Source organism: Methanobrevibacter sp. UBA412 (genome assembly GCA_002495685.1).
GTDB classification, from domain to species: Archaea; Methanobacteriota; Methanobacteria; order Methanobacteriales; family Methanobacteriaceae; genus Methanobrevibacter_A; species Methanobrevibacter_A acididurans.
Genome location: DAGJ01000017.1, coordinates 16609 through 31669, shown reverse-complemented (window position 1 = coordinate 31669; position 15061 = coordinate 16609). Strand labels below are relative to the sequence as shown.

Below are 15061 nucleotides of genomic sequence, written 5' to 3'. Positions count from 1 at the left end.
ATTTAAATAAAAAGTTTTACAAAATAATATAATAAACTATTACTAACGAACTAATTCAAAAAGGAAGTATTAAATATCTATGATAAATGATGCAGAAAGAAATAGTATTAAAAAATATTTTAAGGATAATTTAAACATAGATAATTTAGAATTTGAGATAATAAAAAATAATAAATTCATCAATTTGTATAGTGATGAAATTAATTTAAATGATGTACAACCAAGTATTGATGATTTAAGATTCATTGAAAAAACATTAAATGCTGAATTTCAAGGAATAAAAAATACTTCAGGCAAATTCTATTTTAATTTCAAATTTAAACAATAACTATTTTTCTATTTTTTCAAATTGTATATAATAAACGGAAGATTGTAATTAAAATCTTTAAAAAAAATATTATCCTTTTCTATTCTTTAAAACTAAAAATTTAATTTTAAAAATAATAATTTTATTTAAATCTAATTTTAAAAATTTTTTAAAAAAAAGTTTTATAGAATAAAATAATTGTTTTATTCTATAAATTATTTAATGCAGCTACAATAAGTTCAATTGTTTTCTCAACATCATCCATACTAGCTACACTAACAGGAGTATGAATATAACGTGTAGGTACACTTAAAACACCAGTTGGAATTCCTTCACGAGCTAAATGAATAGCAGTACCATCAGTAGTTCCCCCATCACTAACTTCTAATTGATAATCAATACATTCTTTATCACCTGCACCAATAAGCATATCACGAATAACTTTAGGTGTCATAATACCTCTACCAGAAGCATCAATTAAAACAATAGCAGGACCTTTACCCATTTTACAAGGAGCTTCTTCTGGTTTAATACCTGGATGATCTCCAGATAAAGTAGTGTCAAGTGCAAATGCATAATCTGGATTTAATTTAAAAGCTGCAACTTTAGCTCCTTTTAAACCAACTTCTTCTTGAACAGTTCCTACACCATAAACTGTTGCTTTAGTATCAACACGTTTAAGGACTTCCATCATAACATAACATCCTAAACGGTTATCTAAAGCTTTACCCATAACACAATTATTTGGGAATTCTTCAAACCAACTATTAAATGTTATAGGATCACCTATTGAAACCATTTTTAAAGCTTCTTTTTTATCTTTAGCTCCAATATCAATAAACATATCATCATATTTAACTACTTTGTTACGTTCAGAAGGTTTAGTAACATGAGGAGGTTTAGAACCAATTACACCTAAATGTTCACCATCATTAGAATGGATAGTTACAGTTTGATTCATTAACATTTGATCATTAATTCCACCAATAGTAGCAAAACGAATAAAACCATCATCATCAATAAATTTAACCATTAAACCAATTTCATCCATATGAGATGCTAACATTACAGTAGGAGCACTTTTTTTACCTTTTTTAGTGCAGATAACATTACCCATATCATCAGTTTCAATTTTATCAACGGAACCTTTTAATTCACGTCTAATGATATTTTCTATATTAGTTTCAAAACCAGAAATACCTGGAGTTGTACTTAATTCTTTAACTAAATCAATATTAGATTTCAAAATAATATCCTCCTAAAATTCTTTCTTATAATATTATAAAATATTTATTTATTAAGTTTTCTATTTTTTAAAGCTTTAAAACCTACAGGTACAGTTGAATATTTAGTACCACTTGCAGCTACAACATCTTGAATACGACCTGTAACAAAACTCTTAGGTTTCCATGCTTGATCTTCATCTTGACCCACTAAGAAAACTTCATCTACTAATTTATTCTCCAATAGATAAACTAGAATACTTGTAACTGCTCCTCCATCTTGACCTTCAATAGCTTCTGCAGTAACACTCATTATATCTATATAATTACCTAATGGTTTTTCATCCATATCTAATGGAACTACAGTATCACTTAAATAGGTTCTAGGGCAGGCATAATAACATGCATGACAATCTTCACGACATTTACCATATTTTTGTGGTTTCCTATCATTAATTTCTACAATGTCTTCAGGACAAACATATTCACATGCACCACAGAGAACACATCCACCAACACTTATAACATCAGCTTCTAAATTATTAAATTGGCATAAATCAGCTTCTTTTTCAAATTCTTCATCATCAATTACTCGTTGACTTAAAACTTGTCGACCTACACTTTCACGTTCTTCAACAATCTTTGAATTATCTTTAATTTTCTTATTAGATAATCGTGTTAATAGTTTTAATCCTTTTTCTTCTAATGGTTTAGATTTAAGGTAACCATTTTCAATACAATCATCTATGATTTTTTTACCAGTTTCATTTCGAACAATAACTGTACTCCATCCGTCTTCAGAGCCTACGGAACCTACACTTATATCAGAATTGTTTGCTGTGAAATCTGTGCAAATATTACAATTTTTTCTAGTGAATGGTCTTGTTTTTATGATTGGTGTGGAAAATTCATCACCATATATGAGTTTAGCTTTAAATTGACCTTTATCTATACGAAATTCTTTCACTTCATTCATATCTATATCATTTTCTGCTAAAAATTCTTTTAAGTATGCATATGAAAAGTTTTCTGTACAAAATAAGCCTATTTTTACAGTGATTGGTGATCCACCAGTTTTATCAGAGTATTTATTTATTTTTGTTGCAGCTATTGCTTGACATGGTGTTCCAACCATTGCTATTTTTTCTTCAGGCATAGTAATTGTCACCTCTAAATTATTTTTAATTTTTTTAAATTTTTTTGATAAATATTTTATTTTTTAACCATTTTATAAAAAAAGATTCATTATAATATTATATTAAATTTTTTATATAATAAAGTTTATGAAGATTTTAATAATTGTCATAGACAGTTTTATATTCTTTTAAATGGTTTATATTTACAAGTTCTAAAGGATTATTCTCTTCTATGCCATAAAATTCATACCCATCTGCGAATATTTTACGCAATATTGGGTTTAGGTTATCATTCTCTGTTTTTAAGTATTTAATTAATTCTAACCTATTTGCTGCAAATGGCATTCCTAATCCTTCAGGTGAATTTAATTTACCTTTTTCCCTACGTCTTAATATAGAAATAGTATGTTTAGGGTCTTTAGATTGAAGAATATGATTTATAATGTTGTTATATGTTTTTGTTGTAACTGTAGGTTGGTCACCAGTTGTACATAAAACAATTTCAGAATTAGTATTTTTTAGACCATTAAGTAATGATACTGATAAACCCACATCATGTGGTTTGTTTTCTATAATTTTTAATCTATCATCATCAATATCATTAATTGATTTTAGTATTTCATCACTATAATATCCAACTACTAAAATTATTTGGTCTACTTTACAGGATAATATATGGTTTAATGTTTCACTTATTACATTTGTTAATGTTCCATCATGTTTTTTTAGAGGAAGTGTTAACTTATTTTTTAAAGGAACATTAGATGATAACTGATCTGCTCTCATACGAGAATTTTTACCCGCAGCAGTAACAATAACTGAAACATTTACCATAACTATTAAAATCCTATAATTAAAATTTTATTTAAATAATTTTTTAATTTAATCTCCTGAAGTTTCAACAGAAATACTAGTTGTATTAGTATCATTAACAGTTACATTATTTGGAATAAGTTCTTGAGCTGAACAACAAATTTTCATATCAGTTCCATCCCCTTCAGTCCACATTGTAATTTTAACTGGATAATCTAAAGGATTTGTAACTTTAATACCAGTCGCTGGATTATAACCAAATAATACAGCATCTTCATCAGAAGCCATACCTACAGGCAAAGGAGCTCCAATTGACATAACAGTAGAACGTAATGTTCTAGCTGGAGGACATACTCCATGTGTAGCTGTACCAGATTCAGCATCAGGTTCAACAACTGAACTAAAACTAACATCAGAACGTCCAGAACCTTGAGAATTAGAAGGAATTATAGTATTATTCCAAGCTTTAACAAACTGTTTAGCATTTAATGCACGATTAGCATCATTATATTGAGGGTGACTACCAAGATAAGTGTAAGAATTAGTTACTTCATGATAAGTACTATTCGGAGTAGTATAAATCATTACAGTATCTCCACCACCATGAACATTTGAATAATTATATGCTGCAGGTATTTTTTTAACTTCTTCAGGAGTCATGAAAGCTCTTCCATCACTTAAATCCCCAACACCATACTCAAGATTATATTTAGCTCCAACTTTAGCATAACTATACCAAGATTTAATTTGATCAACACTACTAAAATCATGAGGTAAAGTATCATTACTCATATCATTTTCATTAACATGCTTAACTGTTTCACCAGTTAAATTATTAACAATATCCACACCATTATCAGTTTTTACAGCTTGAGTATAAGGCTCATTATATCCCCATACAAAATCATCAGGAGAATGAACAACAATAGAATTATTTTCAATAGCAACATACCCTGGACCATCAAAATCTGATACACTACCAGTATCAGTAACATTACCTTTAACTACATCTTCTGTAGGCATCGGAACAGTTCCTGAAGCAAAAGAATAAGCCGCTCCTAATAAATCTAAATTAATAATTCGATCAGTTAAATATTGGATATTAATAGCTACTGGATATCTATTAATATTATTCTCATCAATTATTGTATCTCCACTATAAACAGTAGATCCATTTTCAACTTTTAATAAATTACTAACATCACCAGTACTTAAAGAGTTTGTATGAGCAAAACTAAATGGTGTTAATATTAGACAGATAAGTAAAAGTCCTAAACATATCTTAAATGCATTCTTTTTCCAAAGTCTTTTTAAACTAATTTTATTCACTTCCTTATATTTTAATAATTATTTTAAATTAAAATGAATTATTTATTGATTCAATTATTTCCTCTAAACGTATTTGTATTTGTATTATTGCATCCTGACCATTTCCACCAATAAAGATAGCATCTTCAAAACTAAATTCCGCTACTAATGCTACAATTTCATCTAAATTATTTGCAATTTCAATTCTTCCATTATAATTTAAAGACTGTAATCTCATTTTAGCAAAATCTATTGTATCTTCTAATCCAGGGAATAATACTATAACTTCAGGATTATGATTAACTACTTCATTTAATATATCTAAACGATCCTCTTCATTAACTCTTGGTGTTCCAATAAATATAGCGTGAAAATCTTTTTCTTCCAATATACTATGTATTGCACTACTATTGTCAGATTTACCAATAAATATATCACAATCATTTAAATGTAATACTTTTAATCTTCCTTCTACAGGTTGAAAATTTTCCAAAGTATCTTTTATGATTGGTTCATCTATTCCTAATTTTCTAGATATTGCTGAAGCTAACCCAGCATCTAATTTATTGAAGTTACCAAATAATTGTAAAGGATATTCAGTTTCTTTAAAATAGTTAGTTTCACGAGCTGAAGATTCAAATTCATCTTTAAAATCTTGATATTTACTAATAAATACTTCTTTTCCTTTAAAAAAATTTTTAACAGTATTTTTATAATTTTCAATACTTTTATGCACATTCATATGGTCATTACCAATATTGGTTAAACCAACAATATCAAAGTCAAAACAGTAATTACAAAAATCTAATGTCATGTCACATACTTCTATTAACATCACATCATAATCCCCTTTTTCCGCCTCGAGAATTAAATCGTAATAACCTTCAAATCCACCACCACCATTTCCACCTATTAATACATTATATCCTGCTTTTTCAAGGATTTTACGTATCATAGTTACAGTTGTGGTTTTACCATTTGTTCCAGTTATTCCTATAGTGAATATTTCTCTATGTTTAGTCAATACATCACATAAGAGTTTTCCTTGTTTTTGATATTTGTTTGCTAGTTCTGTACCGAACATGCTTGGACTAATTGCTACAGCATCACAATTATCTATTTCTTCTTGATTAATAAATCCTAAATCTATCATCGCATTTTCTATTATAAAACTTAAACGTTTTTCTTTAGATAATAGGTTAATATCCGCAACAGGTAAGTTCATATTTTCTAAATTTAACTTTGTTGATAAATCAGATGCATAAACATTCCAATTATTACGTAATAATGATTCAAAGGCTTTTTTTCCTTCTACTCCTAAACCAATTACTGCAGCTCTCAAATTAATCCCTTTAATAATAATTTTATAATCTTTAATTCCTAATATTATGATACTAATATATTCTAAAAAAAAATCTATTTTAATTCTATATTTAAATTATTAATAACTTTATAAAATTAAATATTAATTTAGATTAATTTAAAATTAAATAGAATATTAAATATCACTACATAATTATATAAATTAAAATATATAAATTTAATCTCTATAAATATAGAAAATAATTTTCTAAATCTTATTTAGGATTAAAATATCAAAGGAAAAAAAATTTAAGGTAGTAAAAAAAATATGAAAACTAAAAAAGAAAAAGAAATATTTAAAAACACGTTTAAAATGAATGAAACTATATTTTTAATCAAAGAAATCCAAGAAGAACACCAAAACTACCTTAAAGAAGAAATAAATAAATATGAAATTAGTTATGAACAATTAAAATTATTACTTGCAATTAAAAATAATCCTAAAGTTAATCAAAAAGATTTATCTGAAATTTATAATATAAATGAATCAAGCATAACTAGATCAATAAGAAAATTAGAAAAAAACAAATACATAAACCGTATACCTAATCATGAGAATCAGAGAAAAAAAGATTTAATATTAACCCAAAAATCAGAAGAAACCTTAAATAGTCTAATTAAACATGAAAATAATTGGACAAATATATTAAAAAATATTTTAAACTCCAATGAAGAAAAACAATTAAATACATTATTGAAAAAATTTAATGAAGATAAAACAAAACAAATTAATAAACCAAAAATAAAAACTGAAAAAATTTTGAAAAAACCAGTAGAAAAAATATTTGGACAAGAATATAAAATAATAAAAAATTAAAAAAAGGAAGAGAATACTATTGAAAAACTTTTAATCTTTCTTTTTATCTTCCTCACTCTTTTGAAGTTTAGCTATTATATCCTCAGGATTAGAATCCTCATCAGAAATCAAATTTTGAATTTCTTTAAAAGCATCCTCTTTAGCTTTTTTAGATGATAATTCTTTATCATCAACTGTAATAAATTCTTTTTTAATGGATGATTCATCAATTTTTACATCATCTTTAACAGGACCAATAGATCCCTTAATTGGTTCTTTAATTAAAAGTTCAGAACCATCAATAGGATTTATAAGAACTTTACCTTCAGGTTTAATTTCATCCTCAGAAACATCATCATTCTCAACATCAGAACTAATAATAGTTCCCTTAGATTCGGGATAAACAACTTCTCCTTTAGGTTTAGGATGAATAACTTTACCTATAGGTTTTTTAACATTAACATTTTTATCTTGAGAATAATTAATACCTTGTTTTCTTAAGTTTTGAGTTTGTTTTATAGCAGAATCTTGTTTTTCAGCACTTTCTTTTAAATTCTTTTGACGTAAAACTTCTTTTTCCTTTAATATAGACATTTGATTTAACTCATCATTTGGATCAATATCACTGTTTAAAGCTCCTACATATTTAGTTTGTTTATAAACTAAACCAATAGCGCGACTAGCAAATAAAATTGTGTAAGGGAAAATAACTAAACATGCCACTAATAAGCCAACATAAGGAATAAGACCTAAAAGAATACGTATACAACCAAACATTATTAAATATAAAGATATAACAATGAACCAAGTAATATAAGTACCCCATCCAATAGTTTTCATAGTTTTAAGAACAGCACGGAAATTAAGAGCTTCTTTTAAACTTTCAGTATCAACCATTCTAGATAAACTCATTACAAAGAAAAATGAAAAAATTAAACCTAAAATGAATAGGATAATAAATGTCATAATGTAAGATGATTGAGTAATACCATTAATAAATCCACTAAATAAATCCCCAGTAGGGAAACCTAATACTGTAAAGTAAGGATTTGAAGCTTGAAGTAATTGAATTATAGCACTCTTACTACCAGAAGAAATTAACATTACATAGAAAAGAACAAATGGAATAATTGTATAAACAATCCCAAGAACTAAATATTTCAAACCATCAACAATATTTTCTACAAAAGAAAAACTAGGGATATCTTTCTTATGTCTAATAGCAGAAGCAATCACACTACAAATATAACCAAAAATAACAATTTCCAAAATTAAAACAATAAACATTACTAAAAGACTAATAGGTCTAATACTTGCAAATGTTTCAACATAACGCATAATAAATAAAAAAATACCTAAAATTAGATACTTTTTCCAATCTCTCAATGGATAATCTAAACTATCCACCAGTATATCTAAAACTCCCATAATATCCACTTCCAAATAAAATTTAACTTTAAATTAAACTTCCATATAAATCAATCCAATAGATCTAGCTAAAAACATTATCATATAAGGAACTATTAATAAAACAACAATTAATCCCCCAAAAAATAAAAATCTAAACAAATAAAAGCTTATAAAAATTAATAATAATGAAATTATTAAAACCAATACAAACCACATTAAATAAAACTTTGTTCCGATTCCATCAATTGTGTTAACAATAGTACCTAAATCAACTCCCTTAATAATATTATCCATACTTGCAAATCTAGCTAATCCAATATAAAATAATGAAAGAGCAAACAACATAACAATAAAACTAACAACTGCAGTTATTCCTAACCTAGAAATTGTATTAGCAATTAATTCATCAGGTAAAAGATTTGTATTAACTAATACAATAGTATTCTTCATTATAAAAGAACCTATTTGTAAAATATGATCCAATAATCCAGTAACAAATGCAACAAGGACTATTATTACAATAGGAATTAAGCAATACAAAAAGCTTAATAATACAAATCCCACACCATTTTGAAAATCTTTAACACAATTAAAATTAGGTGCATTATTATACCCATGAACTGTATGAGCTATCATACTAACATGAAACCCAACAATTAAAAAGGATAAAATAAAACCAACAATCAATGTTATAAGACTCAATATTAAATTACCATTACCATTTAACTCAGGAGATATAGCTATTAATGTTATTACTAAATTCAAAACACTTAAAACTAACATCTTTTTCCAATTAAATAATGGATAAGTTAATGCATCTTTAATAATATTAAAAGATTTATTTATTTTTATCACCAAATAATCTTAATCTATTAGATAATCTTAATTGTATAATTAATATTTGATTAAAATAAGTATATAAACTTTACTAATAATGAAATTAGATACCTAAAAAGATTACAAATCAAAAAAATAGCTTTAATATAAAAACTAATAAAAATTAATCCAAAAAAATAGTTTAAAAAAGGATAATTCTTAATCCTTTTATTAATTGTTATAATTATTTAAATATCTAAATATTTTCTTTGCTCATAATTGAATACTTGAACCCGATAATCATCCCACTCTGCATATTTAGCATCTAAAAATTTATTACCAATTTGAGGACCAAGAGCATTCATTAACAATTCTGAATTTTCAAGACTATGATAAGCTTCCCATAAACTAGCAGGTAAAGGATTAATACCATTAGATTCTAATTCTTCTTCAGATAACTCGAAAAGATTATAATTAACTGGTTCTCCAGGTTCTATCTTATTTTTAATTCCATCCATACCTGCAGCTAACATAGCAGTGAATGCAAGATAAGGGTTACAAGTTGGATCAGGTGAACGATATTCAATACGTGTAGATTCCCCAAATGCTGCAGGAACACGAATTAAAGCAGATCGATTTTTTAATCCATAACTAATATGTACTGGAGCTTCATAACCTGGAACAAGACGTTTATAACTGTTAACTGTAGGGTTAGTAATAGCAGTAAGAGGGAACGCATGTTTTAATAATCCTCCAATAAAGTATAATCCTTTGTCACTTAAACCATATTCTGCATCAGGATCAGCAAAAACATTTTTACCATTTTTAAATAAACTTTGATGACAATGCATACCAGAGCCTTCTACTCCATTGAAAGGTTTTGGCATGAATGTTACACTATATTTTTGATTATTAAATTCTGCAATATTATTAACTATTGCTTTTATAGCTTGTTTATAAGTTATTACTGCATCAGCTGTTATTAAAGCATCATCAAATTTGAATGAAATTTCATTTTGACCTGGACCGACTTCATGATGATTTGCTTCAATTTTAAAATTTAATTCTTCAAGGTTTAAAGACAATTCACGACGGAAATCAACACCTTTATCTGCAGGATCAACATCAAAATTACTTGCATTATCTGAAGGAATAGGATAACCTAAATTATCTTCATCAAGAATATAAAATTCGGGTTCAGGACCAATATTATAAGTATATCCTTTTTTATCTAAATCCTTTAAAGCATTTTTAAGTAAACTTCTAGGATCTCCAGGATAAGGATCACCATCAGAGGTGCAAATATCACAAATAAATCTACATGTAGCAGATTCTTCCGGTCTCCAACTGAGTGGACTGTATGTATTTATATCAGGTTTTAATAATAAATCACTACTAGATATATCTGCAAATCCTTCTATACTAGATCCATCAAATAATAAACCATCATGGAATAATGATTCCATTTCTTCTGGTTTAGATGGTAATGCTATACTTTTTGGTACTCCATGGATATCTACAAATTGTAATCGTACAAATTTGATATAATCATTTTGCATACGTTCTATCATTTCATCTATTTTTTCAGTCATAACTAAATCCTTCATTATATATTTTTTTTAATTTAATTTTATTAATGCTTCTGTAATTTTTTCAATATTTTTAGTGCTTAAACCGACGGTTACTTCATCATCCGCTAATTTTGCATATTTTCTACTTCCATTACATCCAAGTGTTATGTTTGCATTTCCTGTAGATGCTGGTTTTGAAACTGCATCTGCACATATACTTTGGATTCCTGCAAAGTCTGCTTTGACACGATCATCTAATTCATATATAATTGCTTGGGATATTTTCATTGCTTGAACTGGTTTTGCAAAGATCACTACAACATCAGGTGCAAATGTTGCTGTTTCTAAAGGCGCATATAACAAACCATAATTTCTAACTTTCATTGTTGGTAAAGCATTTAATGTGGCTTTAGCAGATTCAGTGTCTTTAAATCTTCCAAGATTTACATAAAATTCTCCACTTGCAATTTTTGGAGGTAAGTCTTCTAAACCTAATGCAGCTGATCCTCCTTTACATTTTTCTTCATCTTTGCTTGCATAGAAAGTTTTTCCTTTAGAAGCTAATTTAACCATTTCACAGTGACGGAGAGGTTCTTCAATTTTTTCAATATCATTTGGAACTTCTTCAGGTTTTAATACAAATTTTATTGCAACTGGTTCTGAATCTAAATTTAAAATATTTTTAAAGTTTTGTGCTATTTTTGTATTTTCTTTTTTATCATATTCCACCATATGTGATTGTCCCCTGAATCTAGTTTTTTTATACTTTAAATTGTTTTATTTATATATTTTAAGAAGTATTTAATATTTATTGTTTATAAGAGTAAATAAAAAAATCATTAATAAATGTTCATTTTAACAAACAATATTATAACAATTAAAGATTTTATATTAATAATTTTTATAAAATTTTAATTTAATTAGTTAATAGTGGTGGAAAACACATTCCATTAAAAATTATTATTAAGTATTAAAAAATTTTTTTTAAATATTTTATTCTAAAAAAGCTAAAAAATTATGAAAAAAATATCAAATTTAAAAAAATATAAAAGTTCAAAAATACACGAATTGATTAAAATTTTATAATAATATTCATAAAATCATAATAATAAAAAGAAAAAAAATATATAAACATTAAAAAATATAATAATTAATATAAAATTAAAAACAGTACAAAGAGGATATAAATAAAAACAAAAGAGGCTGAATAAAAATGGAATTCACGATAATAACTGTAGAAACAGACATAAAACTGATAGAAACTCTCCTTAAAGGAGTTCAACCTAAAACAGTGATTTTCATCACACCCCATAAAAATGATGAAAAAGTAAAGGAAACATCCAATTTTATTGCAAATACCTTCGGAAGACAAATACAAATCAAAAAAACATTTATTGACAAAAATGATATTATTGAAAATAGTAAAACCATCACAGAAATAGTTGATAAAGAACACTCCTTAGGCAAGGAGGTAATAATGCACATAACCGAACACAGTGAATATAGTTTCTGCTTATCCTATGGTGCATATTCAAGATTTAAAATTGTTAAAAGAATTGTAGCAATAAATAGAAAAGGCGGAATAGTTGATTTACCCGTATTAAGATATCATTTAACCAAAAATAAAATAAAGATACTTGAACAGTTAACAAATGAAAATAAAACATTACAAACACTTTCAAATGAATTAAATTTATCTGAAGGAATGATATACCACCATATAAGAGAATTAAGAAATTTAAACTTAATTCAAAAAAATAAATTAAAAATTACAACAGCAGGTAAATTAGCAATATTGTAAAAAAATAATGAAAACATTTAATATACTTAAGTAACTTAACTAGTATAAGTATTAAAATATAAATATAAAATAATATGTTATTTATAATATAATTTAGGTAGATAAGAATGGTAAAAACTAAAATCATTTCATGGAACACAAATGGATTACGAACACGATTCAAAAACGGAGAATTAGAACCAATATATGCAGAAGAACCTGACATAATCTTATTCCAAGAAACAAGAGCACAATACAATCAATTAAATAAAAAATTAACAGAAAATAATGAATATACTATTAACTGCATACCTGGAGAAACTAACAGATCTGCCGGTTTAGCTATTTTCAGTAAATCTCAACCTAAAACTATTAAAAAATTCATTAACAAACCTAAAGATGTTACAAAAGGAAGATTTGCAAACATTAAATATCCAAATTTTACTATCATCCAAGTATACGGACCAACAGGTGCTGGAAACAAAGACAAAATGGATGAAAAAGTATCATTCTTTAAAGAGATCTTAACACTTGCAAAAAAATTAGAAAATGAAAATGTAATCATTATTGGCGATTTCAATATGGCACATAATGAAATAGACACAGCTAATACCAATAAAAAACCAGGATTTACAGATGAAGAACGTGAATTTTTCAATAAATTAGAATCCTACAATTACATCGACACTTACCGTAACTCTAACCCTGAAAAAACAGTATATACAAATTGGAAATCAGATAAAGCACGAGAAGAAAATAATGGTAGTAGATTTGATTACGCATATGTAAGTAAATCTTTAAAAGAAAAAGTGGATAAAAGTGAAATTTTAACTAATATCACTTCAACTAAAAATTCCCCTATAGTTTTAGAATTAGATTTATAAAAAAAATTTTTTTATTAATGGGAAAATTTTAAAAAAAATATCCCTAAATCTCTCTTTTTTAATTATTTATTGTTCATTACTTCTAATAATCTCATTTAAACTTATATCAGAATTAATGAATCTTTCATCATTTATTTCATTTTTAATATGAATAGCTCTTTTAGGACAATTATGAATACAAGACATACACCATTCACAGTAGTGAAAAAAATTTGGAATAGTATTTTCTAATTTTATATTTCCAACAGGGCAAACCTTAACACAAATTCCACAACCATTACATGAATCTAAGTCAATAGTATAATCTTCATCAATTTGATCCATGTGTAATTCATTTAAATTATATTCTGGAAGGTTATGATAATCTTTAATAGGTTCATCTATATTGAATTCTAGTTTATTATGAATATCCTCTTTAATCTTCGTGATTTCAGGTTCTAAAAGTTGATTGTTTTTTACTTTTTTTTCATAAATCATATCATAGCATGGGAGAAAATTATCAACCATAACAATCTTATTTAAATAATAATGAGTGAACCCTTTTTCTTTAAACAAATTTTCAATAATTGTCATTGCAGCCACAATACCTCCACCACCATTATTTAATATTAAAAATACATAATCTGCTTTTATATTAGCTTGTCGAATATATTTTTCCACTAAACGAGGTAAGGTATAATAGTAACATGGTACTACAAACCCAACTACATCATCTTCAATATTATAAGTTTTATCTTTTATTAATTGGGGAATACTAAACAATTCTCCACCAATTTGCTTTGCTAAATATAAACTATTCCCTGTTCCAGTAAAATATAAAGTTTTCATTGAAAAAAATCTCCTATTATATTAATTTTGGTTATTGCTCTGAATTAATTCTGAAAGTTTAACATTAGGATTTCTAAAATGTTCTGAATTTTTTTCTCGTTTATCATGAATAGCACCTTTTGGACAATTTTGAATACAAGCTAAACAATAAGCACAATTATCATTGAAAAATGGAATATTATCCTTTAATTCAATATTACCTTTAGGACAAATATTATAACATACTTTACATTGATTACATGATTCATAATCAAAATATAAATTAACTGCAAATCGTAAAAATACTTTATAAATTATCTTATAAACCAATTCCATGACTTTATCTCTAACTTTATTAATAGAAGGTTGATAATTTTTTCTAAGAAATATATCTTCTTTAATCTTATTGACTTCTAAAGCTATTGATTTATTATCATGCAACTCTTTTTGCTCTTTAATATCATATGAAGGTATAAAATTATCCACCATTAAAACATAATTAGAATAATTAATTCTTAATCCTTTTTTATTTAATACTTGTGTAACATCAGATAAAGAGTTAAAATGTGAGGATCCATAAGTCATTATTACAAATAAATAATCACAATTAATTTCAACTTGTGTTAAATATTCTTTTACAAGGTTAGGCATTGTCATACAATAAACCGGACAAATAATACCAACCAGGTCATCCACAATTTTATATTGATTATTTTTAATTAATTGTGGAATGCTTAATAGTTCTCCCCCAATTTTTTTACTTACATATAAACTATTTCCAGTCCCACTAAAATATAAAATTTTCATAGTATACTATAAGCTCTTTTATTCTTAAAAAATTTATTTAA

The 15061-nt window shown here is 26.0% G+C and carries 15 protein-coding genes; 4 read left to right on the top strand and 11 right to left on the bottom strand.

Features of this window, described 5'->3' with window-relative positions; translation table 11 throughout:
- Positions 1-79: 79 nt before the first annotated feature.
- Entirely contained in the window at positions 80-328 is a 249-nt protein-coding gene (locus BP997_RS04940) for a hypothetical protein (RefSeq protein WP_413825333.1), read from the top strand.
- Between the two features lie 187 nt (positions 329-515).
- Here the strand turns inward: BP997_RS04940 and BP997_RS04935 are convergent, their stop codons facing one another.
- The 5 genes from BP997_RS04935 to BP997_RS04915 form a co-directional block, all read right to left on the bottom strand.
- The gene (locus BP997_RS04935; protein WP_413828963.1) at positions 516-1553 is read right to left on the bottom strand and encodes a M42 family metallopeptidase; all 1038 of its coding nucleotides are present in this window, start codon (positions 1551-1553) and stop codon (positions 516-518) included.
- A gap of 44 nt (positions 1554-1597) precedes the next feature.
- A complete protein-coding gene (locus tag BP997_RS04930) occupies positions 1598-2686 on the bottom strand; it encodes a Coenzyme F420 hydrogenase/dehydrogenase, beta subunit C-terminal domain (protein WP_413828961.1) in 1089 nt (362 codons plus the stop codon).
- A 136-nt stretch (positions 2687-2822) separates the two neighbouring features.
- On the bottom strand, positions 2823-3500 hold the full coding sequence (locus BP997_RS04925) for a nucleotidyltransferase family protein (protein ID WP_413828959.1): 678 nt from the start codon (positions 3498-3500) through the stop codon (positions 2823-2825).
- A gap of 48 nt (positions 3501-3548) precedes the next feature.
- Positions 3549-4808: a hypothetical protein gene (locus BP997_RS04920; RefSeq protein ID WP_413828957.1), complete on the bottom strand. Its 1260-nt coding sequence runs from the start codon at positions 4806-4808 to the stop codon at positions 3549-3551.
- 28 nt (positions 4809-4836) lie between these two features.
- The gene (locus tag BP997_RS04915; RefSeq protein ID WP_413828400.1) at positions 4837-6129 is read right to left on the bottom strand and encodes a Mur ligase family protein; all 1293 of its coding nucleotides are present in this window, start codon (positions 6127-6129) and stop codon (positions 4837-4839) included.
- A 288-nt stretch (positions 6130-6417) separates the two neighbouring features.
- Here BP997_RS04915 and BP997_RS04910 point away from each other — a divergent pair, with 288 nt between their 5' ends.
- Positions 6418-6966, top strand: a complete 549-nt coding sequence (locus BP997_RS04910) for a MarR family winged helix-turn-helix transcriptional regulator (protein WP_413828399.1) — start codon at positions 6418-6420, stop codon at positions 6964-6966.
- A gap of 30 nt (positions 6967-6996) precedes the next feature.
- Here BP997_RS04910 and BP997_RS04905 read toward each other — a convergent pair whose 3' ends face one another.
- The 4 genes from BP997_RS04905 to BP997_RS04890 form a co-directional block, all read right to left on the bottom strand.
- A complete protein-coding gene (locus tag BP997_RS04905; protein WP_413828955.1) occupies positions 6997-8373 on the bottom strand; it encodes a DUF4013 domain-containing protein in 1377 nt (458 codons plus the stop codon).
- A 33-nt stretch (positions 8374-8406) separates the two neighbouring features.
- Positions 8407-9210 (bottom strand): DUF4013 domain-containing protein, encoded by an 804-nt coding sequence (locus tag BP997_RS04900; protein WP_413828973.1) that lies wholly within the window; start codon positions 9208-9210, stop codon positions 8407-8409.
- Between the two features lie 209 nt (positions 9211-9419).
- Positions 9420-10763: a glutamine synthetase family protein gene (locus BP997_RS04895; protein WP_413828335.1), complete on the bottom strand. Its 1344-nt coding sequence runs from the start codon at positions 10761-10763 to the stop codon at positions 9420-9422.
- 27 nt (positions 10764-10790) lie between these two features.
- A complete protein-coding gene (locus BP997_RS04890; protein ID WP_413828334.1) occupies positions 10791-11474 on the bottom strand; it encodes a DUF169 domain-containing protein in 684 nt (227 codons plus the stop codon).
- Between the two features lie 481 nt (positions 11475-11955).
- Between BP997_RS04890 and BP997_RS04885 the strand changes: the two genes are divergently transcribed.
- Together BP997_RS04885 and BP997_RS04880 are read left to right on the top strand one after the other, a co-directional pair.
- Positions 11956-12543 (top strand): ArsR family transcriptional regulator, encoded by a 588-nt coding sequence (locus BP997_RS04885; RefSeq protein ID WP_413828333.1) that lies wholly within the window; start codon positions 11956-11958, stop codon positions 12541-12543.
- A 107-nt stretch (positions 12544-12650) separates the two neighbouring features.
- A complete protein-coding gene (locus BP997_RS04880) occupies positions 12651-13406 on the top strand; it encodes an exodeoxyribonuclease III (protein ID WP_409197557.1) in 756 nt (251 codons plus the stop codon).
- Positions 13407-13472: 66 nt separating this feature from the next.
- Here the strand turns inward: BP997_RS04880 and BP997_RS04875 are convergent, their stop codons facing one another.
- The gene (locus BP997_RS04875) at positions 13473-14234 is read right to left on the bottom strand and encodes an EFR1 family ferrodoxin (RefSeq protein WP_409197558.1); all 762 of its coding nucleotides are present in this window, start codon (positions 14232-14234) and stop codon (positions 13473-13475) included.
- 21 nt (positions 14235-14255) lie between these two features.
- Entirely contained in the window at positions 14256-15020 is a 765-nt protein-coding gene (locus BP997_RS04870; RefSeq protein WP_409197559.1) for an EFR1 family ferrodoxin, read from the bottom strand.
- Positions 15021-15061 lie beyond the last annotated feature (41 nt).

What these genes read in the sequence shown, in the direction of transcription:
- BP997_RS04910 (WP_413828399.1), top strand. Translation starts at nt 6,418, where the DNA reads ATGAAAACTAAAAAAGAAAAAGAAATATTTAAAAACACGTTTAAAATG.
- BP997_RS04940 (WP_413825333.1), top strand. Translation starts at nt 80, where the DNA reads ATGATAAATGATGCAGAAAGAAATAGTATTAAAAAATATTTTAAGGAT.
- BP997_RS04880 (WP_409197557.1), top strand. Translation starts at nt 12,651, where the DNA reads ATGGTAAAAACTAAAATCATTTCATGGAACACAAATGGATTACGAACA.
- BP997_RS04925 (WP_413828959.1), bottom strand. Translation starts at nt 3,500, where the DNA reads ATGGTAAATGTTTCAGTTATTGTTACTGCTGCGGGTAAAAATTCTCGT.
- BP997_RS04870 (WP_409197559.1), bottom strand. Translation starts at nt 15,020, where the DNA reads ATGAAAATTTTATATTTTAGTGGGACTGGAAATAGTTTATATGTAAGT.
- BP997_RS04905 (WP_413828955.1), bottom strand. Translation starts at nt 8,373, where the DNA reads ATGGGAGTTTTAGATATACTGGTGGATAGTTTAGATTATCCATTGAGA.
- BP997_RS04895 (WP_413828335.1), bottom strand. Translation starts at nt 10,763, where the DNA reads ATGACTGAAAAAATAGATGAAATGATAGAACGTATGCAAAATGATTAT.
- BP997_RS04885 (WP_413828333.1), top strand. Translation starts at nt 11,956, where the DNA reads ATGGAATTCACGATAATAACTGTAGAAACAGACATAAAACTGATAGAA.
- BP997_RS04930 (WP_413828961.1), bottom strand. Translation starts at nt 2,686, where the DNA reads ATGCCTGAAGAAAAAATAGCAATGGTTGGAACACCATGTCAAGCAATA.
- BP997_RS04890 (WP_413828334.1), bottom strand. Translation starts at nt 11,474, where the DNA reads ATGGTGGAATATGATAAAAAAGAAAATACAAAAATAGCACAAAACTTT.
- BP997_RS04875 (WP_409197558.1), bottom strand. Translation starts at nt 14,234, where the DNA reads ATGAAAACTTTATATTTTACTGGAACAGGGAATAGTTTATATTTAGCA.